The 24,699-nt window shown below is 50.4% G+C and carries 19 protein-coding genes; 16 read left to right on the top strand and 3 right to left on the bottom strand.

What is annotated here, in order from left to right; all coding sequences use genetic code 11:
• Nucleotides 1-74 precede the first annotated feature (74 nt).
• The 3 genes from HGH90_RS11295 to HGH90_RS11305 all read right to left on the bottom strand — a co-directional run bounded on the left by HGH90_RS11295 (nucleotide 75) and on the right by HGH90_RS11305 (nucleotide 3,160).
• On the bottom strand, nucleotides 75-662 hold the full coding sequence (locus HGH90_RS11295) for an RNA polymerase sigma factor (RefSeq protein WP_169191110.1): 588 nt from the start codon (nucleotides 660-662) through the stop codon (nucleotides 75-77).
• 224 nt (nucleotides 663-886) lie between these two features.
• Nucleotides 887-2,596, bottom strand: a complete 1,710-nt coding sequence (locus HGH90_RS11300) for a GMC oxidoreductase (protein ID WP_169191111.1) — start codon at nucleotides 2,594-2,596, stop codon at nucleotides 887-889.
• 12 nt (nucleotides 2,597-2,608) lie between these two features.
• The gene (locus tag HGH90_RS11305; protein WP_168762562.1) at nucleotides 2,609-3,160 is read right to left on the bottom strand and encodes a gluconate 2-dehydrogenase subunit 3 family protein; all 552 of its coding nucleotides are present in this window, start codon (nucleotides 3,158-3,160) and stop codon (nucleotides 2,609-2,611) included.
• Nucleotides 3,161-3,465: 305 nt separating this feature from the next.
• Here HGH90_RS11305 and HGH90_RS11310 point away from each other — a divergent pair, with 305 nt between their 5' ends.
• From HGH90_RS11310 to HGH90_RS11385, 16 genes are all read left to right on the top strand, one after another.
• Nucleotides 3,466-4,098 carry a GntR family transcriptional regulator gene (locus HGH90_RS11310; RefSeq protein WP_168762563.1) on the top strand — a complete coding sequence of 211 codons (633 nt, stop codon included), beginning with the start codon at nucleotides 3,466-3,468 and terminating at the stop codon, nucleotides 4,096-4,098.
• A gap of 471 nt (nucleotides 4,099-4,569) precedes the next feature.
• Complete coding sequence (locus tag HGH90_RS11315; protein WP_169191112.1) at nucleotides 4,570-7,647, top strand: SusC/RagA family TonB-linked outer membrane protein; 3,078 nt, start codon at nucleotides 4,570-4,572, stop codon at nucleotides 7,645-7,647.
• 19 nt (nucleotides 7,648-7,666) lie between these two features.
• On the top strand, nucleotides 7,667-9,130 hold the full coding sequence (locus HGH90_RS11320; RefSeq protein WP_168762565.1) for a RagB/SusD family nutrient uptake outer membrane protein: 1,464 nt from the start codon (nucleotides 7,667-7,669) through the stop codon (nucleotides 9,128-9,130).
• A 114-nt stretch (nucleotides 9,131-9,244) separates the two neighbouring features.
• Entirely contained in the window at nucleotides 9,245-10,417 is a 1,173-nt protein-coding gene (locus HGH90_RS11325; RefSeq protein ID WP_169191113.1) for a glycosyl hydrolase family 28-related protein, read from the top strand.
• Between the two features lie 58 nt (nucleotides 10,418-10,475).
• Complete coding sequence (locus HGH90_RS11330) at nucleotides 10,476-11,792, top strand: aspartate aminotransferase family protein (protein ID WP_169191114.1); 1,317 nt, start codon at nucleotides 10,476-10,478, stop codon at nucleotides 11,790-11,792.
• On the top strand, nucleotides 11,789-12,967 hold the full coding sequence (dgoD, locus tag HGH90_RS11335) for a galactonate dehydratase (RefSeq protein ID WP_168762568.1): 1,179 nt from the start codon (nucleotides 11,789-11,791) through the stop codon (nucleotides 12,965-12,967). The genes HGH90_RS11330 and dgoD overlap by 4 nt, the downstream gene beginning before the upstream one ends.
• A 16-nt stretch (nucleotides 12,968-12,983) precedes the next feature.
• Nucleotides 12,984-13,751, top strand: coding sequence for an SDR family NAD(P)-dependent oxidoreductase (locus HGH90_RS11340; protein ID WP_168762569.1), 768 nt, complete (start codon nucleotides 12,984-12,986; stop codon nucleotides 13,749-13,751).
• Between the two features lie 18 nt (nucleotides 13,752-13,769).
• The gene (locus HGH90_RS11345) at nucleotides 13,770-15,158 is read left to right on the top strand and encodes a hypothetical protein (RefSeq protein WP_169191115.1); all 1,389 of its coding nucleotides are present in this window, start codon (nucleotides 13,770-13,772) and stop codon (nucleotides 15,156-15,158) included.
• Nucleotides 15,155-16,726, top strand: coding sequence for an SLC5 family protein (locus tag HGH90_RS11350; protein ID WP_169191116.1), 1,572 nt, complete (start codon nucleotides 15,155-15,157; stop codon nucleotides 16,724-16,726). The genes HGH90_RS11345 and HGH90_RS11350 overlap by 4 nt, the downstream gene beginning before the upstream one ends.
• Before the next feature lie 49 nt (nucleotides 16,727-16,775).
• Nucleotides 16,776-18,017: an Nramp family divalent metal transporter gene (locus HGH90_RS11355; protein ID WP_168762572.1), complete on the top strand. Its 1,242-nt coding sequence runs from the start codon at nucleotides 16,776-16,778 to the stop codon at nucleotides 18,015-18,017.
• 7 nt (nucleotides 18,018-18,024) lie between these two features.
• On the top strand, nucleotides 18,025-19,599 hold the full coding sequence (locus tag HGH90_RS11360) for a PQQ-dependent sugar dehydrogenase (protein ID WP_211172621.1): 1,575 nt from the start codon (nucleotides 18,025-18,027) through the stop codon (nucleotides 19,597-19,599).
• 4 nt (nucleotides 19,600-19,603) lie between these two features.
• Nucleotides 19,604-20,971: a putative oxidoreductase C-terminal domain-containing protein gene (locus tag HGH90_RS11365; protein ID WP_169191117.1), complete on the top strand. Its 1,368-nt coding sequence runs from the start codon at nucleotides 19,604-19,606 to the stop codon at nucleotides 20,969-20,971.
• 6 nt (nucleotides 20,972-20,977) lie between these two features.
• A complete protein-coding gene (locus HGH90_RS11370) occupies nucleotides 20,978-22,012 on the top strand; it encodes a Gfo/Idh/MocA family protein (protein WP_169191118.1) in 1,035 nt (344 codons plus the stop codon).
• Nucleotides 22,013-22,042: 30 nt separating this feature from the next.
• Entirely contained in the window at nucleotides 22,043-23,383 is a 1,341-nt protein-coding gene (locus tag HGH90_RS11375) for a Gfo/Idh/MocA family protein (protein WP_168762575.1), read from the top strand.
• Nucleotides 23,384-23,407: 24 nt separating this feature from the next.
• Complete coding sequence (locus HGH90_RS11380; RefSeq protein WP_211092877.1) at nucleotides 23,408-23,545, top strand: hypothetical protein; 138 nt, start codon at nucleotides 23,408-23,410, stop codon at nucleotides 23,543-23,545.
• A 128-nt stretch (nucleotides 23,546-23,673) separates the two neighbouring features.
• Nucleotides 23,674-24,690 carry an NAD-dependent epimerase/dehydratase family protein gene (locus HGH90_RS11385; protein WP_168762576.1) on the top strand — a complete coding sequence of 339 codons (1,017 nt, stop codon included), beginning with the start codon at nucleotides 23,674-23,676 and terminating at the stop codon, nucleotides 24,688-24,690.
• Nucleotides 24,691-24,699: the final 9 nt, after the last annotated feature.

Genomic DNA, 24,699 nt, shown 5'->3' on the forward strand with positions numbered 1-24,699 from the left:
GAATATATTTAACAGTATACCCATTAATAAGAATGAGCAGATGACATAAAGGACCTATCTGTTTGAAAAAAAATTTATTTACAGAGGAAGACCAGGTAAATCAGCGGGATAGTGTGACCATAGCGCCGCAGGTGTTCCCTGATGGCTTTCAGTGAAATTACCAGCGCATTTTTTACGGAATGGGGAGACAGGTCCAGGGCAGTGGCTATTTCCGGGATCTTCATGCCCTGGTTACGGCTCATCTGGAAAATGCGGCGGCGTTGCGGCGATAACAGCTGCACGGCCTCCTCAATGATCGCCTGCAATTCTTTCAGGCTTAGCTGGCGGGTAACGGTATCCGCTTCATTGCCGGTAACGGCAATAGCTTCACGTAAACGGTACTCTGTGGCTTCTTTGCGGAGATAGGTATAACATTCATTGGCGGCCACCTTATACAGCCATGCTTTGGGATGATCTATTTCCGCCAGCTTATCGCGGCTAAGCCATACCCGCAGGAAAGTGGCCTGTATTACTTCCTTGGCGCTTTCGGGCGACTTCACCATCTTCTGGATAAACGGTTCCAACGACTGCAGGGATGTATTAAACAGGACACCAAACGCTGTTTCATCGCCCTCAGAGATGCGTTGAAACAATGCTTTGTCAATATAGATATTATCGTACATTATACTCGCAGGCTACTGGACTAATGATATATGGCTGGTGGTATTCCTGCTAAAGTAGTAAAAATTCTGCACTGCGGCCAGCCCTAACGTACCGTATCCAATTATAATAACGGCCTGCGGATATGGATATTTACTAAAAATAGATAGCCCACCGTGGTGAGCTATCTATTTTAATTTTTTGCAGGAGACAGACCATTGTGTCATCCCAAAAATACCAGGTATGTTTATATTTCTCCCTTCTTCAGCTGTTGTACGGCATAATCCACCGCCCGGGCTGTGAGTGCCATATAAGTAAGTGATGGATTTTGAGTGGAAGTGGAGGTCATACAGGCGCCGTCTGTCACAAACACATTTTTACAGGCATGCATTTGATTCCATTTGTTGAGGATCGATGTTTTAGGATCCAGCCCCATACGGGCGCCGCCCATTTCATGTATATCCAGTCCGGGCGCCTGTTTGGAATCGCCAGTCTTGATATTGGTAAACCCTGCTTTGGTATACATTTCCGTCATTTGCTCGAAGAAGTCCTTCAGCATTTTTTCGTCGTTATCGTCGTAGTCTACGTCGATATTGATTTGAGGAATGCCCCATTCGTCTTTTTTATTAGCGTCCAGCGTCACGGTACTTTTTTCTTTCGGAATGGTTTCTCCCATCATGTGAGAGCCTACATACCAGGGACCTGTTTCAGGATTGAACAGTTGTTCTTTCAGGCTTTTGCCAAATCCATCGGTATTGGTATGCTGTCCGCGGCCGGTGTTAAAACCAGCAGCATATCCCCGCAAGAAGTCTGTTTCCTGTTTGTGTACATTACGGAACCGTGGGATGTAGGCGCTGGTAGGGCGCCGGCCATCGGTGGTGGAGTCTTTGAAACCTTCATATTGCGCGGAGATATGTCCGCGGTAGTTATGGAAAGCAAAGTATTTACCGAGAGTGCCGCTGTCGTTGCCCAAACCGTTAGGAAAGCGGTGAGAGGTAGAGTTTAGCAGGATCAGGTTGGTGTTTACGGCCGCCGCGTTCACGAAGATCACGTTGGCGTAATATTCCATCATCTCTTTGGTGTTGGTATCAATTACCCGAACGCCGGTGGCTTTTCCTTTTTGCTCGTCGTAAATAATGGAATGCACTACTGAAAACGGGCGAAGGGTGAGGTTGCCGGTTTTCTGCGCCCAGGGAATGGTGGAGGAGTTGCTGCTGAAATATCCTCCAAACGGGCATCCGCGCTGGCAAAGGTCCCGTTTCTGGCATTGTCCTCTGCCCTGGTCCAGGTGTATCTGTTGAGGCTGGGTCAGATGCGCACAACGTGCGTAAATCACCTGCCGGTCTTTATAGTTGTCTTTTACAAAATCCTTGAAATAGTTTTCTACGCAGCTAAGTTCCATAGGTGGCAGAAATTCTCCGTCGGGCAGGTGAGGGAGACCATCTTTATTGCCGGAGATGCCTACAAACTTTTCTACATAGCTGTACCAGGGGGCAATGTCTTTATAACGTATAGGCCAGTCCGTAGCAAAGCCGTCGCGCGCAGGGCCTTCGAAGTCAAAGTCGCTCCAACGCTGGGTTTGCCGTGCCCACATGAGCGATTTCCCGCCTACCTGGTAACCGCGGATCCAGTCGAATGGTTTGGGTTGTCCATAGGGGTGGTCGTTGTCTTTTACAAAGAAGTGCATGGCATCTTCTTTATAGGCGTAGCAGCGGCTGATCGACGGGTTGGCCTCTTTGATAACGGCCGGTATCTGTCCACGGTGTGGAAACTCCCAGGGAAACTGGCTGGTAGTAGGGTAGTCTTTTAAATGTTTAACATCCCGCCCTCTTTCGAGCACCAGTGTCTTTAATCCTTTTTCGGTAAATTCTTTTGCTGCCCATCCGCCACTGATGCCAGATCCGATGACGATGGCGTCGAATGTGCGGTTTTGCAGGCTGGTATTGTTATTACTCATGTTATTTAGTAGTTAGGCGGTCTTCCTGGCCGAGGGTTTAAATGGTACACAACCTTTATAACGGGCGGGTACCAGTTCATAGATATCCACGTTGGTCATAAAGTATTTGGATTGCGTATAAGCCTGGATAGTGAGGCGTTTGGTGGTACGGTAAAAAAATGAAAGCTCGTCTTTACTGTCTTTAGCCGCTTCCAGGGAGGTGAGCAGTGCTTCCCGCTGTGGCGCAGTACTTTCGAGGAAGCTGCGACCGTTGAGTTTTTTACTCGCCTGTTCAAATGCTTTCAGTCCATTCATCCATTGTTGCTGCTCTTCTTTTTTGTAGCAGTCGTCCATCATAATGAGGGTAAACAAATGGGTGGATAGCGCTTTGGCGCCGGGAGTGGTAGTGGGGGGGATAATGGTATCTGCCAGTTCGGCCAGCATCTTCTCCTGGTCTCCGTCTACTGAAATGTTCTTTAATGTCAACGACGCCCTGCTGGTATGTTGTAAACAGGCGGGCAACAAAGCCATACCGGCTGAAACATATAGCAGCTGTTTAATTGCAGATCTTCTGTTCACTGCCATGGAAATAATTTTAGTGTAATAGAACGGGAATTTTTCATGTTTTAATAGCTCGTGTTTGCGAAAACGCTTGAAAACTGCGTTCCTTGTCGTAAAGCGGGATTAAATATATACGTTTCCCCACTTTTTTACAAGGAAATAAATATACAAAAGGAGTATTGTTCGGGCACCTCTTTGGTACCTAATAAATCAGGTAGTAATAGAATACCTTCCGGGTAACCTGGAAAAACGCCCCCAAAATGGTAGGATATGGCGGGATCTCTAAAAAATGTTTACTTTTGATGAAAATTTCGTTTACATTTTTTACTATGAAAACAGACTCTTTAGCAAATAAGGTATACGTAGAGCTCCGCCGGAAGATACTTTCCAACCAGCTGGTACCGGGAATGCGACTCAAGGAAGACATGTGGGCCAAGAAGATGGAAGTAAGCCGGATGGCCGTGAGGGAAGCCCTGACCCGCCTGCTGGGTGAAAACCTGGTGGTGTTCGGTGAAAAGGGAGGATACTTTGTAAAGTCTATGAATGTAGACGATATCCGGCAGATCCGTCAGTTACGGGAATTGCTGGAGCTGGGAGCCCTGCGGCTGGCTATACAGCGTACCGACAATGAACATATTCAGCTGCTGGAAAAAATCTGTGACGACTTTACCGGGATGGTAGAAAAAGGCTACCTGGGCGGCGCCTGCGAGGCCGATATGAAATTCCACGAAACCCTTATTGCCAGTGCCTGCAACGCCAAGCTAATGGAGTTATACCAATTTAGTAATATCCCCCTGTTTCACATGAAGCTGGGTAACCTGCAGATGGACGACTATTCCCTCACCGATGCCGAGCACCGGCAGATTGTGGCTGCCCTGAAAAAGAAAGACCTGAAACTGGCAGAAGAGGCCCTGGTAAAGCATTTGGTGCGTGGAGAGCTGACCAGCCTGGAAGTAGAATAACCCCTATTCTCTCATACATCCCTCAAAGACATATTTTTTTGGCCAATTATTAAAAACATTTTTTTGTTTACAAAAGAAAGCTATATTTGTAAACATAATCAATGTGCAGAGAATTGATATAAAGTAACGGGTATAGGTACCCGTCATGTGAGTGCCGGCTTATAACAATGGTTTTCTGATATCACCAGTCGCTAGCAGCTGTCTGAACAGCTGAACGTCCTTCCTGTGTGTTATCATACCTGGCTTTCCCAATGCCCATTGATTTACTCTCCGATCGATAAAGTAAAATGTAAACAAAATAAAGGTGATAGGCTGTAGGTGCCTGGTCGCTACACGTAGAAAAACCGTGAACAGACCAAGCGGTCTATTACGCAACATGAAAAAACTAAATAGCTGAAAGCATGTGCTGAAGCTGGTATCAACCTGGATTCGAAAATACTTTATCAAACCATTTTATCTAACCAACGCATTATGAAAGGGAAGCATTTTTATTTATTCACCTGGCTATTCATGATAGCTGTCCCGCTCTGTAGTCCACAGCTGCTCTTTGCGCAAACAGCGCATGAAATTAAAGGAACGGTACTCGATGGTCAAAACAAAGCCGCCCTTCCCGGTGTAACCGTTATGGTGAAAGGCAGTACCACCGGCGCTTCTACCGATGCCAAAGGCCAGTTTACTATTCATGCTGCGGCCAAGGATATACTCGTTTTTTCCTTCATCGGCTATGATAAAATAGAACAGGCCGCAGGCAGCACAGGGCATCTTAATATCTTCTTACAACCTTCAAAAACTACGTTGAATGAAACTGTCGTAATCGGCTACGGGGTAGTAAAAAAGACCTCCGTGACGGCTTCAGTATCCAAAGTAGAAAATACTAATCTTGACCAGATGCCCGCCGGGCGGCCAGAAGCCGCACTGGTAGGTCGTTTGGCAGGAGTTAATATTTCCCAGACCCGCGGCACCGCCGGGTCGGCTCCGTTGATCCGTATCCGTGGCGCCGGCTCTATCAGCGCGGGAAATGATCCCCTCATCGTCATCGATGGTATCCCTGGTGGTAACCTCGGCAGCGTCAACATGAATGATGTACAATCGATCGAAGTGCTGAAAGACGCCTCCTCTGCAGCGATCTATGGCTCCCGTGCTGCTGGCGGCGTAATCCTGGTAACCATGAAAAAAGGATTGGCTGGTAAAGCGAAATTTAACTTCAACGGTTACGCCGGATTATCGAAAGCGATCGTGCACCACGACTGGCTCAGCGGACAGGAATATTACGACTATGCCGTAAAATACCAGAACCGCGAATTCGCCTGGGCCGGCGGCGATGTATCCATACCGGTATGGGGCGATCCGAGGAGACCTGTCGCTTACCAGGTAAGTGATACCATCCGTAAAGGAAATCCGGTCAACTGGCAGGACGCGGTGCTGCAAACCGCGCCCATACAGAGTTATAACCTTTCGGCCAGCGGAGGTACCGATAAAGTATCCTACTATGTTTCCGGCACTTACAAAGACGAAAAAGGAACCCTGCACAATACCTGGTTTAAAACCTATGGCGTAAGAGCCAATGTAGATGTGAAAGCCAGCAAGGTGGTAAGTCTCGGTTTCATGCTCAGCCCCTCTTACTCCAAACGCCGCTTCAATTCCGTAGATATCGCCAACTTTGCCAAGTATCCCAGCTTCGTACAGGTACGCCGCTCAGATGGTACCTATCCTAAAGCCCGTGATTACTGGGGCGCCGTAGTAAGCGGACAACTAAACCCCATGGCTACACTGGATGGCACAGAATATTATGGGGCTACCTTCGGTAACCTCAGCGACATGTACCTGAAACTGAACCTTGCGAAAGGATTATCGTTAAGGTCTTCCGTAGGAACTAATATTGCCTTCAATCAAACAGACCGCTTCCAGGCTTCCTGGGCCAATGGCGGCGGGCAAAGTAACGGCGGCCAGGACAAGTCTTCCACGATCAATATACTCAACGAAAACGTATTAAGCTATACCACTACTTTCAAGGGGGGCCACGACTTGTCGGCCATCGCCGGCATGTCGTTCCAACGCAACGACGGAGAATCTTCCAGCTATTCCGCTATGCCCGGGTCCTATAATAACGACATTATTCATACCCTCAACAATGCATTGATCAATCCCGCCGCCACGGTGATCTCCAAATCCAGCTGGGGACTGGTATCTTACTTCAGCCGGGTTAACTATGCCTATAAAGACAAATACCTGTTGTCGGCGTCCATCAGGACAGATGGTAGCTCCCGCTTCGGCCCCAACAGCAAATGGGGGTACTTCCCTTCCGCCTCTGTGGCCTGGAGAGTGAAACAGGAAGATTTTATGAAAGAGATCAATGCCATTACCGACCTGAAATTGCGCGCCAGTTATGGGGTGACCGGTAACTTCAATATCGGCGACTTCGCCTACCTGGGCAAAATGAAAGATGCTATTTACGCACCTAACAACACCATTGCCAAAGGACAGGCACAAGCCAACTACGGTAACCCGGACCTGGGCTGGGAGAAAACAAGCGGTATCGATCTCGGTGCAGAATTGAGTGTACTTGATAATCGCCTCAGTTTCGTATTCGATTACTATAACAAACGTACCAACAACCTGCTGTATGAAGTGTCGGTGCCCATCACTACCGGCTTTGCCAGCGGCTTAACCAATATCGGGCAGGTGAGCAATAAAGGAATTGAGCTGGAACTGACTTCGAGGAATATTGTCGGGAAATTTAACTGGACTACCTCGTTCAACTTCTCCAAAAACAAAAACAGGGTAGAAGACCTTGGAGGTGTAAACGAAAGAACTACCAACGACCAGTTTGGTATGAGCTGGATACTGAGAGTGGGAGAGCCCATGTTTTCCTACTACGGGTACAAAACAATCGGGGTGCTGAAAGATGCGAGTGATGTAGCCAATTCGGCTGTGCTGGCAGGTTCTAAACCAGGCAATCCCAAATACCTGGATGTTGATGGGAGTAAGACGATTGATGCAAAAGATAAAATGATCCTGGGTAACTTCCAGCCCAAGTCCATATTTGGAATGGTGAACAATTTTTCCTGGAACGGCTTCGACCTGAGCGTAGCCATGCAGGCATCGCTGGGTGCCAGGATATACAATTTCGAAAACGAATATTACCAGGGCGCGCTGGTAGGTGCTATGCGCCGCTCATTAGTAGCCACCCAATGGTGGTCGCCCACCGATCCCGGTGATGGTAAAATGCCGGCCAGCGCTTTGAGTACGCTGAGCTACCAGGCGGGTTCCGATGTATATATTGAAGATGCTTCCTTCCTGTCGATCCGTAACGTAAACCTGGGATACACCCTACCCGAATCGCTTACCAGGAAGCTGCGCGTCAACAACTGCCGGGTGTACTTTTCTGCCAGCAACGTGCTGATGCTGACAAAGAAAGGATTCCACGGGTATAACCCCGAAGGGTATACGAATGGAGAGATCAGCGGTATCAATAGCAAGCCGGGGTATAATACCGGTTCCGAGCCTATTAACCGTGTATATGCTTTAGGATTCAATTTTAATTTTTAATCCGCAAAAAGAAACACAGATGAAAAAAACGCTCATAGTTGCACAGATCGCATTATTGCTGGGTGTTTCCGGCTGCACGGATAAGCTCCTGAACCTGAAGCCGGATGATACATTGACCACCGGCAATTTCTATAAAACGTCGAACGATATGAACCAGGCTGCCCTGGGGATCTACAACAGCCTGCAGCAGCGGAAGCAAAACGACTACCTGATCATGGAAGTGCCCTCCGATAACCTGTACATGTCGAACAACACTTCGGTGGCCGGCGCCAATGATATGGACTACCTCACCGTTAACCAGGACAATAACATCGTAGGCGATTTCTGGGAAGCCACTTATGTAGGGATAGGCAGGGCTAATGCTTTGCTGCAAAATATCGACAACCCGAAAGATTACGCTGCTGGCATGAAGGACCAGTATACCGGCGAAGCTAAATTTATGCGGGCCCTGTTCTATTTCGACCTGGTACGTTTGTTTGGGGGCGTGCCCAAGGTAATTGCCACATTATCTATCGCAGATGCCAGGAACATGCCCCGCGCTGCCGCGAGCGATATTTATGACCTTATTGTCAGCGACCTGAAAGACGCGGCCGATAAACTACCCGCTCCTTCTGCCATTGCGAAGGGCCGCGCTTCCAAGGCCGCCGCACTGGGCATGTTGGGGAAAGTATATGTATACCGGAAAGACTACGCCAATGCCAAAGCTTGTTTCGAAAAGCTCAACAGCGACTATACCTACCAGCTGGAGCCCAGTTTTGCGACCCTCTGGAGCCTGGCCACAGAAGATAACCGCGAGGTGATCTTTTCCATGAAGTACATCGAAAACTCCGCCGGGCAAACGCTGTCCACTGCCTATACGCCCAATGGCGGATTGTTTGGACTGGTAGACCGTGGCAATGAAATTGCCCTGCCATCCTGGAGCCTCGATAAACTGTATGTTACCGGCGATACCCGCAAGGCCAATACCATTTCCGATATGTATGTTCCCGCTACCGGCGGTAGCGCTATCTGGTACCCCTACGTAAACAAGTACGCGGTGAAACACTCCGTAGGTTCTTCAGGGTTAGATCTCCCGGTATTACGTTTTGGAGATGTGGTACTGTTGTATGCAGAAACGTTATACAACCTGGGCGATAAAGCAAATGCTTTGATACAACTCAACAAAGTAAGGGAAAGAGCTTTTGGTGATAACTCCCACGATTACACGGCGACGGATATTGCCAGCGCCGATGCTTTTCTTGACAAACTGTTGCTGGAAAGACAACTGGAGCTAGCCTACGAAAATGAGCGCTGGATGGACCTGGTACGGACTGGCCGCTTTATTACCGTGATGACAAAAGAAGAAAGGCTGTATAACAACGTCACCAACCAGCCATTGACGGCTATTTTAACGCCTAAATCTTACATGGCACTGTTTCCAATTCCTAAACGCCAGATAGATCTGTATACGCCGGGCGTATTAAAACAAAACGACGGCTACTGATTTTTTGAGTATGAAAAACAAATAAGCATGATGTTGAAAAGGTCCGGAATGTTATATAAAATGATAGTCTGCATAGCAATAATGGGTAGTTGTATAACATCCCGGGCTCAACATATGACCGGCACCAATGTAAAATCATTTGGAGCAAAAGCAGATGGCAAAACCGACGATAGCCGCGCCATACAGGCAGCAGTTAACAAAGCAAAAAAACAAGGCAGCCATCACACGTTTATACCGGCAGGGCATTACCTCATTTCCAGGGCTATCCGCCTGCCTTCAAACTTTACGCTTACTGCCAGCAAAGATGCATACATCAGTTTGCAACCAGGATCGAACCAATACCTGGTGGTAAACGATGATCCTGAAAATGGGAACGAACAGATTACGGTCACCGGAGGGAAGTGGAACGGCAACGGGTATACGCAAACAAGAACCGTGGGCAGTACCATAGCCAATTCTGCTTTCTGCTTTGGTTTCTTCTTTTATAAAGTGAAAAAACTGGAGGTCGCCTCTTTACAGATAGACAGCACCCGCAGCTGGGGAATTGCCTATATGGAATGCGACAGCGTGCATATTCATGACATTCACTTCCAGCAAAATCCTTTCCGGGATGCTGCCCATACCAGTGCACTCATGAATAACGGCGATGGCGTTACCGGTGGCGGTAACCATGTGCTCATTGAAAATATTTCCGGCTTTACCAACGATGACCTGGTGGCATTTGCCGCTGGTGGCGCCTGTTTCCAGGGAAAGATGGCGCCTTTTGCGGCACATGACTACCGGGATGTTACGGTAAGAAATATTTTCCCGCAGCCGGCATTTGATTCTATCCCCGCGTTGAGAGCTGTATCTTTTTACACGTTCGAAGGAAAGCAGGTATCCCGTATTACCATCGACCACGTACAAGGAAACACCGCTAATGGGTTGGTATTGTTTTACAGCCTGTTTGGCAAAACAGGTAGCTTTTCCCAGGTAAAGGTGTCCCGCATCCGCGGCGGCAATATTTATTCCAGGTCATCGCATCCTGCGTTTCCCATGATGTATGGCGTGATTGGCGTAAAACAGTCGCGGATAGATCACCTGTCTTTTCGCCATGTTCAACGCACAGAAACCCGTTACCCTAATCCGCAGTTTGTATTTGATGAGCATACGGAAATCGATACACTAACGATTCAGGACGTGGATATTCAACATAAAAACATTTCCGGCAATCTTTTATTACAGGCGCAGGACGCCGTAATAAAGCATAGCCTGTTCACAGATATTAAAGTTACCAATATAGAATAGCAGCGTACAAACGCTGATGAATATTTTCATCTAACAAACATTTTAACAGTATCGTATTATGAATGCATGGCCCAAATCATCAGCGCTGTTGAAGAACAACGAACAGTGGATACCCGGTGGCGTTGTATCGCTTAACCGGAAGTCAGACCCCAATATTTGTTTTGAGAAAGGCTTGGGAAGCCATGTGTATGACCTGGAAGGCAATGAGTATATCGATTACCAGGCGGGATTTGCGGCTGCTTTCCTGGGACACAACGACCCCGATGTAAACGAGGCGGTAAAGCAAACGCTGGAGGATGCCACCTTGCTTATGGGGGCTGGCCCTACCAACCTGGAGGGGGAGTTTGCCCGGTTGTTTTGCCAGTGTGTGCCTACGGCAGACAGCGTACAAATTACCACTACCGGGTCCGAAGCTACCTACCATGCACTTCGTATAGCCCGTGCCGTTACCGGCAAAGATCACGTTATCGTGATGCAGGGTGGTTACAACGGCTGGCACAATGATGTGGCCTGCAATGTAATCAGCCAGCTGTCGGATGTAGGTGAAAGGGTAAGTCCCGGTGAATATCCGTACGACTCCCTGTCGGCCGGCATTCCAGCTCCGCATAAATCACTTGTGCATATCGTTAACTTCAATGACATTGCCTCCATAGAATATATCCTCCGGCGTTACCCGGTAGCAGGTATCCTGCTGGAACCTATCCTGCAAAACGTGGGTATTGTGCAACCTTTGCCGGGCTACCTGCAAACCTTGCGCAAACTGGCGGATCAACATGGTTTCCTGCTCATCTTCGATGAAGTGAAAACAGGCTTCCGTCATGCGCTGGGAGGCTACCAGGAAATCTGTAGCGTGCGCCCCGATCTGAGCACCTTTGGCAAGGCGGTAGCCAATGGTTATCCAATGGGCGTGATAGCCGGGAAGAAAGAATACCTCGACTATTTTGTACATCCTGAGCGGGAGAAGCGGGTGCTGATTGCCGGCACATTCAATGCCCATCCCTTAACTACGGCGGCGGCCATCGCTACACTCCATAAACTGTCGGCCGGAGGGGTATATGAGCATGTCAACAAGCTGGGACAAATGCTGGAAGACGGGTTGAAGGACATTTTTGCGGCTACCGGCCGTGCTTTCCATATAGCCCGCCAGGGATCTGCTTTTTGTGTGTATTTTATGGATCATGCGCCGGTAGATTACCACGATATTGCGAGTCACCATGATTTTGCTTTTGACAAACAGTTCCGGTTAAAATTGATTGAGCAGGGCATCTTTAATTTCCCATTGCCAATTAAACAAGGAAGCATATCTTTCGCACACACGGTGAAAGACATTGAAGAAACATTAGACAAAACCAACACCATCATAGCACGTTTATGAAAATTACCGCGATAGAAACACAGGTATGCCATGCCCGCATGCGCAACTGGATCTTTATTAAAGTAGTAACGGATCAACCGGGATTATGGGGTTGGGGAGAAGCCACCCTGGAATGGCATACCCGGGCGGTGGTGGGCGCGGTGGAAGATATTTCACAACTATTGGTAGGCGAAGATCCGCGGCGTATTGAGTACCTGTGGCAGATGATGTATCGCCAGCATTTCTGGCATGGCAACGGCATTGTGCGGGGTACGGCCATCAGTGGCATTGACATCGCGCTCTGGGATATCCTGGGAAAAATCCATAACGTCCCCTGTCACGAGCTGTGGGGAGGAAGGGTAAGAGACTATATCCGCTTGTATTGCCACCTGGGCGGCGGTAAGATGGAAGACTTCTATGAAACCCGCCCGGACGATGCCGCCCGTTTTGGAGAGCTGGCGCAACGTGCCGTGGAAGATGGGTTTACAGCCTTTAAATCAATGGCAGTACCGGAAACCATGCCTTTGGAAGGATTAAAGCCAATCCGCTATGCAGAAGCTTGTGTAAAGGCCATGCGTGATGCCGTAGGCGAGGATATCGATATTATGGTAGACTGTCATGCCCGTCCCAGTCCGTTGATGGGAATGCAGTTTGCCAAAGCCCTGGAGCCCTATGGCCTCTACTTTTTTGAAGAGCCCTGCTGGCCCGAAACCATGGAAGATATTGCCCTGATACAGCGGGCCGTAAAAACACCGATTGCCAGTGGCGAGCGACTGGTGGGCATTCATGCTTTCCGCGACTTGTTGGAAAAGCGCGCCGTCAGCGTGATACAGCCAGATATCACCCATTGCGGTGGACTGAGTGAGGCGCGTCGCATCGCCACCCTGGCCGATGCCTACCGTGTAGCAGTAGCGCCGCATAATCCGCAGGGGCCCGTAAGCACGGCGGCATCCATAGAACTTGGCTTTGCCACCCCTTCTTATGCTATTTGTGAAAGCGTGCATAACGATGTGCCCTGGAGAGCGGAGGTAGTCAGCGAAGGCTTTACCGTGGAAAAGAAAGGACGTATTGTACGGCCAAATCATAGGCCAGGATTAGGAATAGAGATCAATGAAGCGGAGGTGAAGAAACATCCGTTCCAACAGGAAGTGCTGCAACGCACATTTTATAAAGATGGGAGCGTAGGCGATTGGTAAAAAAAACATACCGGCTATGAAGAAATTATTTGAACAGAAAACGGTGCTGATCAGCGGGGGACTGGGCGACATTGGCCGGGCTACGGCCCTGGCATTTGCCGCGCAGGGCGCTCAGGTGGCTATCGGCGATATACAGCCGGCGGCACAGGCCCAGCCGCTATTACAGGAGCTTTCAGAGCTGGGTGTACAGGGGCATTATACCTGTGTAGATGTGGCTGATGCCGCTGCAGTAGACGCCTGGGTAGCGGAAGCCACCGCGCAGCTGGGACTTATTCATATGGTAGTAGCCAATGCGGCTACAGTTACCATTGCCGGGTTATATCATATCACGGCGGAACAGTGGACAAAAGAGTTGCGCATCAACCTGGATGGCGCATTTTATGTTTCCCGTGCAGTCACCAGCCACTTGTTGTCGTCGCAGATGACCGGCAGCGTGGTGTTTGTCGGCAGTTGGGCGGCGGAGGCAGTACATCCGAATATTCCTGCCTACGCCGTTTCCAAAGCCGGTATGCGTATGCTGTGCCAGTGTATGGCGTTGGAGCTGGCGCCCCATGGTATCATGGTCAATGAAATTGCTCCCGGCTATGTAGATGCGGGGGTAAGTCGCCAGGTATGGGAACAGGCGCCTGCGCAGCGGGACGAAGCCCGTAAAAAAGTACCGGTAAAGGCGTTGATCACGCCGGAGGAAGTGGCGCAGCAGGTGCTGCGGCTCTGTGACCCCGGCAATAAACATATCACCGGCAGTATTCTCCTGATGGATGGCGGTCTTTCTTTGTTGAGGTAGTATTAAAGCATTTCGGTTATGACGCAGCAAACACTGATGCCTGTCACCCAGCCCTCCTTCAAAGGATGGATAGGAATAGGCAGAGAAGATATTACTCCGCCCACAGGGATTTATGCCCGGAACTGGGGAGCCGCCACCCACGAGGTAGCGGCGGGAATACATTTACCTTTCACCCTTACCGCCATCAGCTTCCGGCAAGGGCCGGAACAACCGCCCCTATTGTTAATATCGGCGGATTTGGGCTGGTGGAAAAGCGTAGCGGATGAACGCAGGTTGCGGGAAGGTATCCTGGAAGCACTGGCGTTACAGCCTTACCAGCTAATGTTTTGTTTAACGCATACACATGCAGGTCCGAGTACTTTTACAGAAGATAGCCATAAGCCCGGCGGGCATTTCATTGCACCTTACCTGGAAAAGGTACAACAGGCCGCTATCGCGGCGGCAACACATGCGCTGCAAACTGCTGTGGAAGCCACCCTCACCTGGCATTACGGCAAATGTGATCTGGCTGCCAACCGCGAGTTGCCCGAGCCTGGTAGTAGCCGCATCATCACCGGTTTAAATCCTGCTCTAGCTGCGGATGATACGCTGCTGGTAGGAAGAATAACGGGTGCTGACGAACAAATACTAGGAACGATTGTCAACTACGCCTGTCATCCTACTACGCTGGGAGCGGCCAATACATTGTTGTCGCCCGACTATCCGGGCGCTATGCGTGTTGTAGTGGAAGCCCACACCGGCGCCCCCTGCGCCTTTTTGCAGGGCGCCTCAGGCGAGCTGGCGCCGGCAGAGCAATACAGCGGCGATGTGCAACTGGCTGATCATTACGGCCGCCAATTGGGTTTTGCCGTGCTGTCGGCCCTGGAAGCAATGTTGCCACCGGGAAAAGCACTGGCCTTTACGGGTGTTGTGGAGTCGGGTGCATCGCTGGCCATGTGGCAGCAAACCGTTCACCAGCCTGCAACAGCCTTGCAGAGCGAACTGTCGGTGGTGAACCTGCCATTGAAGGACTTACCCTCGCTGGCCGATATTGAAGCAGCCTGGGAGGTATGCGAAGATCATGTGGTGAAAGAACGCTTATGGCGGCAACGCGGCATCCGCAAAACCATCGGCGATGGCGCTACTGCCAGCATGCCGTTGTGGGTATGGCGATTGGGCGATACCATCCTGGTAGGTCAACCCAATGAAGCTTATTCCACTTTTCAGCAGGAACTGCGTAAGGCATTGCAACCCGCCGCCGTGGTGGTGATGAATATTGTAAATGGCTATGCCGGTTACCTTCCCCCGGAAGGTTCGTATAGCCAGGAGAGTTATACCGTATGGCAAACTCCCTTTGCACCCGGTGCATTAGAACGGCTGATAACGTCTGCCACAGCTATTTCCCAACGATTGATCTTATCTGCATGAACCTGAATCTTACGGCTTTAGATGCTGTTATCTTTGGTATTTACATATTGGGTGTAATTGGCCTGGGGCTATATGCATCCCGCAGGGGCCTGCAAACCAAACGCGATTACTTCCTGGCAGGAGACAAGCTGCCCTGGTGGATGATCGGTGGTAGCATTATTGCCGCCAATATCAGCAGCCACCACCTGGTTGGCGCTATGGGCGTGGCTTATAGCCGCGGCTTTGTAGCCATCGCTATGGAATGGGGCGCCATACTGATGGGCTTTAATGCACTGCTTTGGATCTTTTTACCTTTTTATATCCGCAATGGATTTTATACCGTGCCTGAGTTTTTGGAACGGCGGTATGGCACTGCCGCCAGGGCTACCTACGCCGGCCTGATCCTGCTCACCTATGTACTGGTGGAAATCAGCGCCGTACTTTACCTGGGGGCCTTATCGCTGCACTCCCTGCTGGGAATTTCTGTGATGACCAGCGTGATCATACTGGCCGTGATTACCGGGATCTATACGATTGCCGGCGGTTTACGCGCCGTTATCTGGACGGAGATGCTACAGCTGGTGGTATTGGTATTGGGAGGCCTGGCCCTCACCATCGCTACTGTGAGAGCCGCTGGCGGTGTTTCGGCAATCACGGATACCATGAAAGACTGGGACCTGATCCTGCCTGCCAACGATCCCGATTTCCCCTGGACCATGTACCTGGGTGGCGTACTTTGCATCAGCGTTTTCTACTGCGCCACCAACCAGTTTATTGTACAGCGGGTAATGGCTTCCAAAAATGAATGGCATGCCCGCATGGGCGTAGTGTTTGGTGACTACCTGAAATTCCTGGTGCCTATTATCATCACCGTGCCAGCGCTGGTAGCGCCTAAACTCTTTCCCCACCTGGAAAAGCCTGACCTGCTGTTTCCTACGCTGGTAGAAAAACTATTGCCTTCCGGCCTGGTGGGACTGGTCATGGCAGGGCTGATTGCCGCCGTGATGTCGCATCTTTCCGGCGCCATCAATTCCTGTACGACCATTCTGACGGTAGATATCTACCTGCCTTATATCCGTAGGCAAGCTACGGAAGCACAGGCGGTACGCTTTGGCCGTATAGCCGGCGCCGTTATTATCGTATTGGGGATACTTTGTACGAGCCTGTTTCTGACGCATTCCAATAAGCCGGTATTTCTTTACCTGATGAATGCATATGGGTTGTTTACACCTGGCATTGCGGCCATGTTCCTGTTGGGCATCCTCTGGAAAGGTGCTACACATGCGGGCGCGCTGGCAGCGGGTATGCTCACCATCCCTTTGTCGATTCTAATGGAGATGGTATACCCATCCATGCCTTTTTTTAACAGAACAGGCATCGTGTTCTGGAGTTGTATGGCGCTTTGCGTAGTGGTAAGCCTCTTTACCAGGCGTAAGCCGGAAGCCGAACTGGCTGGCCTCATATGGAATAAAGCCAGTCTTTCGCTGCCACCGGAGCAAAAAGCCCTGCAGCAAGGGTGGCGGAATCCCACCGTCTGGTGGGCCATTATCACCGCTATCGTTTTATTCTTTTATATCCGCTTTGCATAAGTGATACCACGACCATAAAATTTGTCAACCAAGAGGAAAATAGTCAGCTATGTCAGTAACACAAACGCAAATACCCGGTAGTCCTACGGTTAGGCAGCAAACAAAAGGCTGGTGGCAGTCGCTCGGGCCGGGATTAATTACCGCTGCGCTGGTATTTGGTCCCAGTAAGGTGACCATTGCCTCTATCATGGGCGCCAATTACGGATTTTCCCTGTTGTGGATCGTAGCCGTAGCCATCTTCTTTATGATCATTTTTACGATGATGGCGGCCAGGGTAGGGATTGCCACGCAGCAATCGCTGCTCAGTACCATCAGCAGCAAATGGGGGATGCCAGCGCGTATAGGCATTGGCGTGGGTGTTTTCCTGGTGACGGCCTCTTTCCAGGCAGGTAACTCCATTGGTGCCGGCATTACGTTGGCAGAGGCCACTCATACTTCCAAAGAAATTTGGATCGTGGTATGTAATGTACTCGGCATCGGTATCCTGTTTTTCCGCGGGTTTTATAAGAAACTGGAGAAGATTATGATCACGCTGATAATCATGATGCTGGTGGCTTTTATCGTAACCATGACACTGGCTAAGCCGGCGGTATCCGCTGTGGCGACAGGTTTCGTACCACAAGTACCCGCTGGATCACAGCAACTGATCATCGCCTTTATGGCCTCTTGCTTTTCTATCGTAGGGGCTATCTACCAGTCATACCTGGTACAGGAAAGAAAACGGGTACGCCCGGAGGTAATGCAAACAGGAAGAGAAACCTTACCTGGTATGCTGATACTGGGGTTTATGAGCGCAACCGTCATGATTTGCGCCGCCACGGTACTGCATCCTGCCAACATTAAAATTACAACTGCCACTGATATGGCTAAAGCGCTGGAACCCGTTTTCGGCAATGCTGCCGCAGGCATGTTTCTCGTGGGACTCTTTGGCGCTTCTTTTTCTTCCCTGCTGGGTAATGCCGCCCTAGGTGGTACGCTGCTGGGCGATGCATTGGGATTTGGGGGACAGCTCAATTCAAAGATGGTACGTTTATTCATTGCCGTTATCATGCTGATAGGCGCCAGCGTAGCCATCATATTTGGTAAACTGCCACTGGAACTAATTGTGCTGGCGCAGGCGGTCACCATCTTCATTGTGCCTTTCATCGGTATTGCACTGTTCCTGGTGGCCAATGATGTTGCAATAATGGGTCCGCTGAAAAACAACCTATTTGTAAATATCGCAGGGAGCATAGGTTTGCTCGTGATGCTGGGATTAGCCATCAGCAATGCCATCACTTTATTCTTTTAAGAGAGATATGAAACAGCTTATCACAAACGGATGGATGCTCCTGCTCGCAGCAGGAGCGGGAATGCTGGCCAGCTGCCACCGTGGGGCAGCATTTGAGCAGCCGCTGGAAGGGATACTACAGCTGGATTCCACCAAAGTAGGTATCAGTACGATCATTTCCGACTTAAATGTTCCCTGGGAAATAGCCTGGGGGCCTGATAGCCAGATATGGTTTACGGAGCAGGGTGGTACCATCAGCAAAGTAGATCTGCATACGGGGCGGAAAAAGCTATTGCTCACCATCCCGGAAGTATACCGGCAGCGTACCCTGGGCCTGTTGGGGATGGCGGTATCAGCCGATAAAGCGCAGCCTTATGTGTTCGTGGACTATACCCATCTCAATAAGGATTCGTCGATTGTATCACGGTTGGTGAGATATACCTACACCGCCGATACGCTGAAAGACCCGCTGGTATTGCTGGAATTGCCCGGCAATACGGGGCATAACGGCTCACGCGTAGCCATATCTCCCGATGGAAAAGTAATATTGTCTACTGGCGACGCCGCCAATGGCCTTAATGCGCCGGATACCGCTTCCATTAATGGAAAAACACTGCGACTGAATTTTGATGGCAGTATCCCGGCCGATAATCCGTACCCAGGCAGCCCGGTATGGTCGAGAGGACACCGGAATATACAGGGACTGGTATACACGCCACAAGGCCATTTATTTGCCTCCGAACACGGCGATGCCACCGACGATGAAGTGAATCTCATCCGGAAAAAGGCATTCTATGGATGGCCGGGAGTTGAAGGATACGCAGACCGGGCCGGCGAAAAAGCTTATGCCGATTCTTTCCCGTTTACACCTCCGCTTAAAGCGTGGACGCCCACCATAGCACCCGCGGGCATTGACTACTATGGATCCGCCCGGATACCGGAATGGCAAAACAGTATTTTACTGGGTACCTTGAAAGCAGCCAGCCTGCGGGTATTGAAGCTTAATCATGCAGCCGGTACAATTACCCGGGAAACAATTTATTTCTCCGGGAAGTTTGGAAGGATACGTGATATCTGCGTGTCGCCGGAAGGGGATATATACATAGCTACCAGTAACCGGGACTGGAACCCGGGAAAGGGCTTTCCCTTACCGCATGACGACCGGATTATCCGCCTGCATGCGTTGGAAGCGGGAGAGCACCTGCCGGCTAATATCCCGGTAGAAAAGGCCACCATGCCGGTAGTTGCCGTTGCATCGAAAGGCGCTGTGGTGTATAAAAGTTACTGTGAAGCCTGTCATAAGCCAGACGGTAAAGGCGTGCCCGGATCTTTCCCGGCACTGGACCAAAACCCGTTTGTAAACGGCGCCGCTGCGCCGTTAATACAAACGGTGATCAAAGACCGTACGGGGGCGGATAAAGCAAAGAACAGCCGCTACGGTGAACAAATGCCTGCATTTGGATTTTTAGCCGATGAAGATATTGCGGCAGTGTTGTCGTATATCCGTACCAGTTGGGGCAACCACCAGGATAGTATAGCCGTTTCCGTAGTAGCGCAAACAAGAGCACGCGGGGCCGGTAACGTTCTCAATGAAAAAAAATAACCCGATGAAGCAAAGCATTATCTTTATTGGTATCGCAGCATTATCGCTGTTGTCTTGCACTCATCAGCAAAAGAAGCAAATGCCCATGCAACTGATAGCCCTTGATCCAGGTCATTTCCACGCGTCCATGGTACAACAGCAAATGTATCCGGATGTAGATTCCATTATACGTGTATTTGCCCCGGAAGGCCCGGGAGTACAGCAATACCTGCAACAAGTGGCGGCCTATAACCGGCCTGATAGCCCGGCTGTCCACTGGACCACCCAGGTGCACACCGGCGCCGACTACCTGGAGAAAATGTTGTTATGCCCTCGGGGAAATATCGTGGTGCTGGCTGGTAATAACCGCCTGAAGCCACTGTACATACGCCGCGCCGTTCACGCTGGCATGCATGTATTTGCCGATAAGCCCATGGCTATTGATGCCGCCGGGTTTGACTCCCTGCGTGCTGCCTTTACAGAAGCTGCTGCCAACCACTTGCAGTTGATGGATGTGATGACGGAGCGCTATGACATTCATAATGTATTGCAAAGGGCGCTATCCCAGTTGCCTGCGTTATTTGGTACACTGGAGAAAGGCACCGCCGGGGAGCCGGCGGTGATCAAGAAGAGCGTACATCATTTCAAGAAAACAGTTGCCGGTAAAACCCTGGTTCGCCCTTCCTGGTATATGGATGTAAAGCAGCAGGGAGAAGGTATTACAGATGTAACCACGCACCTGGTAGACCTGGTGCAATGGACCTGTTTTCCCGAAAAAGTGCTGGACTATCAAAAAGATATCCAGGTAAATAGTGCTACCACCTGGCCTACTGTGATGACCTTGCAGCAATATAGCGATGTAACAGGAGAACGGCAGTTTACACCTACCCTGCAGGCGGCTGTTGATAAGGATAGCTTATTAAACGTATATGCCAATGGTGCTTTTGATTATACCATTTGCGGCGTACATGCCCGCATTGCCGTACAATGGGATTATGAGGCGCCGGCAGGCACAGGGGATACGCACTACTCACAGATCCGTGGGAGTAAAGCTTCCCTGGTAATCCGCCAGGACAAAGAACAAAATTATAAGCCGGTTTTATACATCGTACCGGTATCGACGGATACCGCTTACACGCAGCAAATGAAAGCGGCGTTTCAGCGAGTGGAACGGCAGTACCCCGGTATTGCGCTAAAATCGGCGGGAGAGGCCTGGGAGGTAGTGATTCCACAACAGTATGCCACTCAGCATGAGTCGCTGTTTGCGCAGGTAATGCAGCAATTTCTGCAATACATCCGGTCGGGCCATATGCCTGCCTGGGAAGTACCCGGGATGCTGGCCAAGTATTACACTACCACGCAGGCATTAGCCATCGCAAAGAGAATAAAATAGGGTACCATGATAACAGACTTTAATCGCCGGAAGTTTATCCGCAATGCCGCTATCGCTGGAGTAGGAGCGGGCTTACTGGGTAGCTGGTATTCCCTGTATGGACGAACACCAATAGATCCCGTTATCCGTATTGGTATTATTGGATTGGATACCACACACGCTATTGCCTTTACAAAAGCATTTAATAGCAGTACACCGGTACCCGGACTGGAAGGCATGAAGGTGGTAGTGGCGTTCCCGCAAACGAGTCCGGATATTGCGTTGAATCAGAAGCGCTTACCCGGATTCATAGAAGACGTGAAAAAGATGGGAGTAGAGATCGTGGACTCCATTGCTGCGTTGTTAGAGAAAGCAGACGTGGTATTGCTTGAGTCCAACGATGGAAGACCACACCTGACCCAGGCATTGCCGGTACTGCAGGCAGGGAAGAAAATATTTATCGATAAACCGCTGGCAGCCTCGCTGGCAGATGGTATGGCCATCTTTACCGCCGCAGAAAAATACCATGCTCCTGTGTTTTCCGCGTCGTCACTGCGTTTCATGGAGAGCGCGCAAAAGGTAGCTAAAGAAGGCGCTATTGGCAAAGTGTTGGGTGCCGATACTTACAGTCCCGCCGCCATTGAAAAAACACATCCCGATTTATACTGGTATGGCATTCACGGTATAGAAACGCTTTATACCGTGATGGGAACTGGTTGCAAGACCGTGACCCGCTTTCATACGGGGGACACCGATGTGGTGGTAGGCGTCTGGGGCGACGATCGTATCGGGACTTTCCGGGGTACCCGTAGTGGTCCAGATGATTTCGGCGGGCGTGTATTTGGTGAAAAGGGAAGTATGTTGCTGGGGCCCTTCAAGGGATATGACCTGCTGTTGCAGCAGATAGCCACCTTTTTCCGGACAGGCGTTTCGCCTGTGAAGCCGGAAGAAACGCTGGAGATACTGGCCTTTATGGAGGCGGCTGAGGAAAGCAAGCGCAGAAACGGTGCGCCGGTACAACTGGAAGAAATATACCGGAAAGCTAAAAGAGACAAGAAATAATAGTCAATTCCACTACCAAAATCACTGAGTATGTCAGCATCCCGTAGAGACTTCATTAAGAAAACGGCCCAAGGAACGGCCGCCATCACATTGAGCGGTTTGATTCCTGGGTTGAGCGCAAAGAGCTATGCCCGGATAATGGGCGCCAACGACCGTATCCGCATTGGCATGATGGGCGTTAACTCCCGCGGCCTGGCGTTGGCGGGTAACTATGCCAAACAAGCCAATTGTGAAATTGTAGCTGTATCAGATGTAGATAGCCGGGCAGCGGCCAGGTGTATTGACAGCGTGTATAAAATTTCCCAGCTGAAACCTGCAGCGGTACCCGATTTCAGGAAGGCGCTGGAGAATCCGCACATGGATGCGCTGGTGATAGCAGCGCCTGATCACTGGCATGCACCTGCCGCTATTCTTGCTGCCAAAGCCGGAAAACATGTATACCTGGAAAAGCCATGCAGTCATAATCCCCATGAAGGAGAGCTCCTGGTAAAGGTATCTCAAAAGTATAAAACCGTCATACAAATGGGTAACCAGCGCAGGTCCTGGCCCAATGTGATGGCGGCCATCAAGGAAGTGAAAGACGGCACGATTGGCAGGGCTTATTTTGCCAAAGGCTGGTATACCAATAACCGGGAGTCGATTGGCTTTGGAAAGGAAGCGCCGGTACCGGAGTGGCTGAACTACGACCTATGGCAGGGGCCCGCACCCCGCCGCGCATTCAAAGACAACCTGGTGCATTACAACTGGCATTGGTTCTGGAACTGGGGCACCGGCGAAGCGCTGAACAACGGCACGCATATGATCGATCTTATGCGTTGGGGACTGGGTGTAGATTATCCCAACCGTGTTACTTCTTCGGGGGGCCGTTACCGATATAAAGATGATTGGGAAACACCGGATACCCAGGTGATCACGCTGGAATTTCCTAACAATACCCTTATGACCTGGGAGGGCCGCAGTTGCAACGGGCGTAACATAGAAGGTAATTCCGTAGGTGTTATCTTTTATGGGGAAAAAGGATCACTCGTGATAGACGGTAATGCCTATACGATTTATGATCTCGATAATAAGATCGTAAAGACGGTGAACAACGATGTGGTAATTGATCCGCGCAACCGCACCAATCCTGCGGAAACGCTGGACGCGTTACATATTCATAATTTCTTTGACGGCATCCGCAAGGGTACAGCTTTAAATGCCGATATCCTCAGCGGATACCAGAGCACCTTGCTCTGCCAGCTGGGTAATATTGCGCTGCGCAGCGGTAATACACTGCATATTGATGCCACCAATGGGCATATACTCAACGATGCGGCGGCGCAAAAGCTGTGGCAGCGGGAGTATCAGCCAGGATGGGAGCCTACGTTATAACTGGTTGCTGTAAAAATAATTGCCATGACACAACATACTGCTACCGTAGCGGCGGGATCGCTCAGCCATCGGGAGACCGTTATTTCGATATTGATAGTAGGCTTACCGTTCTTTGTTTTCGGCTTCGTTACCTGGGTCAACGCGATACTGTCTCCATGGTGAAGTAAGATTGCTGGGGCATATATTTCCCTGCTATTTGTACCTGGTGTTTTACGCCTTTTATGGTTACCGGTTGAGATACTGGAACCGGTCGTAACACTGTATCACATCTTCCGGAAAATAAATATAACATGAAACAATTGGAAACTTTGGTTGACAGCCTGCTGCAACCCTCTGCTGCATTGGTGGCAGATATGGCCGCGTTGGAAGGAGATATCCTGATTTTGGGCGTAGGCGGGAAAATTGGCCCCAGCCTGGCTAAGCTGGCCAGGCAGGCCATTGACCGTGCAGGCGTGAAGAAGCGCGTTATTGGCGTATCCCGGCTCACGGAGCCGGGGCTGAAAGAACAACTGGAACAGGATGGCATTGAAGCCATTGCGGCCGACCTGATGAATGATGCCGACCTGCAGGCCTTGCCAGACGTGGAGAATGTATTGTACCTGGCGGGAACCAAGTTCGGGACTACCGGCAAAGAAGCCTTTACCTGGGCCATGAATACGTACCTGCCGGGCAGGGTGGCCGAAAAGTATAGGCATTCCCGCATCGTGGTATATTCTACCGGCAATGTATATCCCTTTACACCGGTAGCTGGCGGCGGGGCTGACGAAAGTACCGCGGCATCGCCCCTGGGTGAATATGGACAGTCCTGCCTGGGCCGGGAACGTATCTTCCAGCATTTCTCGGGGAAATACCAGACACCGTTGCTGGTATACCGGCTCAACTATGCCAACGACCTGCACTACGGCGTATTACTGGAAATAGCCAAGGCGGTCAGGGAGGAGCGGCCCATCGATATCCGCATGGGGCATGTGAACGTGATCTGGCAGGGTGATGCCAATGAAATGGCGTTGAGAGGTTTGTTGCATTGCGCTGCACCGGCTAAATTATTAAATATCACCGGGCCGGAAACCGCGCCGGTGAAGTGGATTGCCCGGGAGTTCGGAAAGTTATTCGGCAAAACGCCGCAATTCACCGGGGAGGAACAGCCTACGGCTTTGCTGAGCAATGCTGCAGAAAGCTTCCGTTTGTTCGGCTACCCCAAGGTGTCGCTGAAACAAATGATCGGTTTAACAGCGGCCTGGCTGGAACAAGGTGGTCGCACGATACAGAAGGAAACACATTTTCAGGAAAGAGAGGGCCAGTATTAAGTGCATTCA

This window comes from Chitinophaga sp. Ak27 (assembly GCF_012726295.1).
Lineage (GTDB): Bacteria > Bacteroidota > Bacteroidia > Chitinophagales > Chitinophagaceae > Chitinophaga.

Coding starts and splice junctions, on each gene's coding strand:
- HGH90_RS11360 (WP_211172621.1), top strand. CDS start 18,025: ATGAAACAGCTTATCACAAACGGATGGATGCTCCTGCTCGCAGCAGGA.
- HGH90_RS11370 (WP_169191118.1), top strand. CDS start 20,978: ATGATAACAGACTTTAATCGCCGGAAGTTTATCCGCAATGCCGCTATC.
- HGH90_RS11300 (WP_169191111.1), bottom strand. CDS start 2,596: ATGAGTAATAACAATACCAGCCTGCAAAACCGCACATTCGACGCCATC.
- HGH90_RS11315 (WP_169191112.1), top strand. CDS start 4,570: ATGAAAGGGAAGCATTTTTATTTATTCACCTGGCTATTCATGATAGCT.
- HGH90_RS11365 (WP_169191117.1), top strand. CDS start 19,604: ATGAAGCAAAGCATTATCTTTATTGGTATCGCAGCATTATCGCTGTTG.
- HGH90_RS11385 (WP_168762576.1), top strand. CDS start 23,674: ATGAAACAATTGGAAACTTTGGTTGACAGCCTGCTGCAACCCTCTGCT.
- HGH90_RS11330 (WP_169191114.1), top strand. CDS start 10,476: ATGAATGCATGGCCCAAATCATCAGCGCTGTTGAAGAACAACGAACAG.
- HGH90_RS11375 (WP_168762575.1), top strand. CDS start 22,043: ATGTCAGCATCCCGTAGAGACTTCATTAAGAAAACGGCCCAAGGAACG.
- HGH90_RS11320 (WP_168762565.1), top strand. CDS start 7,667: ATGAAAAAAACGCTCATAGTTGCACAGATCGCATTATTGCTGGGTGTT.
- dgoD (WP_168762568.1), top strand. CDS start 11,789: ATGAAAATTACCGCGATAGAAACACAGGTATGCCATGCCCGCATGCGC.
- HGH90_RS11355 (WP_168762572.1), top strand. CDS start 16,776: ATGTCAGTAACACAAACGCAAATACCCGGTAGTCCTACGGTTAGGCAG.
- HGH90_RS11380 (WP_211092877.1), top strand. CDS start 23,408: ATGACACAACATACTGCTACCGTAGCGGCGGGATCGCTCAGCCATCGG.
- HGH90_RS11345 (WP_169191115.1), top strand. CDS start 13,770: ATGACGCAGCAAACACTGATGCCTGTCACCCAGCCCTCCTTCAAAGGA.
- HGH90_RS11325 (WP_169191113.1), top strand. CDS start 9,245: ATGACCGGCACCAATGTAAAATCATTTGGAGCAAAAGCAGATGGCAAA.
- HGH90_RS11310 (WP_168762563.1), top strand. CDS start 3,466: ATGAAAACAGACTCTTTAGCAAATAAGGTATACGTAGAGCTCCGCCGG.
- HGH90_RS11295 (WP_169191110.1), bottom strand. CDS start 662: ATGTACGATAATATCTATATTGACAAAGCATTGTTTCAACGCATCTCT.
- HGH90_RS11305 (WP_168762562.1), bottom strand. CDS start 3,160: ATGGCAGTGAACAGAAGATCTGCAATTAAACAGCTGCTATATGTTTCA.
- HGH90_RS11340 (WP_168762569.1), top strand. CDS start 12,984: ATGAAGAAATTATTTGAACAGAAAACGGTGCTGATCAGCGGGGGACTG.
- HGH90_RS11350 (WP_169191116.1), top strand. CDS start 15,155: ATGAACCTGAATCTTACGGCTTTAGATGCTGTTATCTTTGGTATTTAC.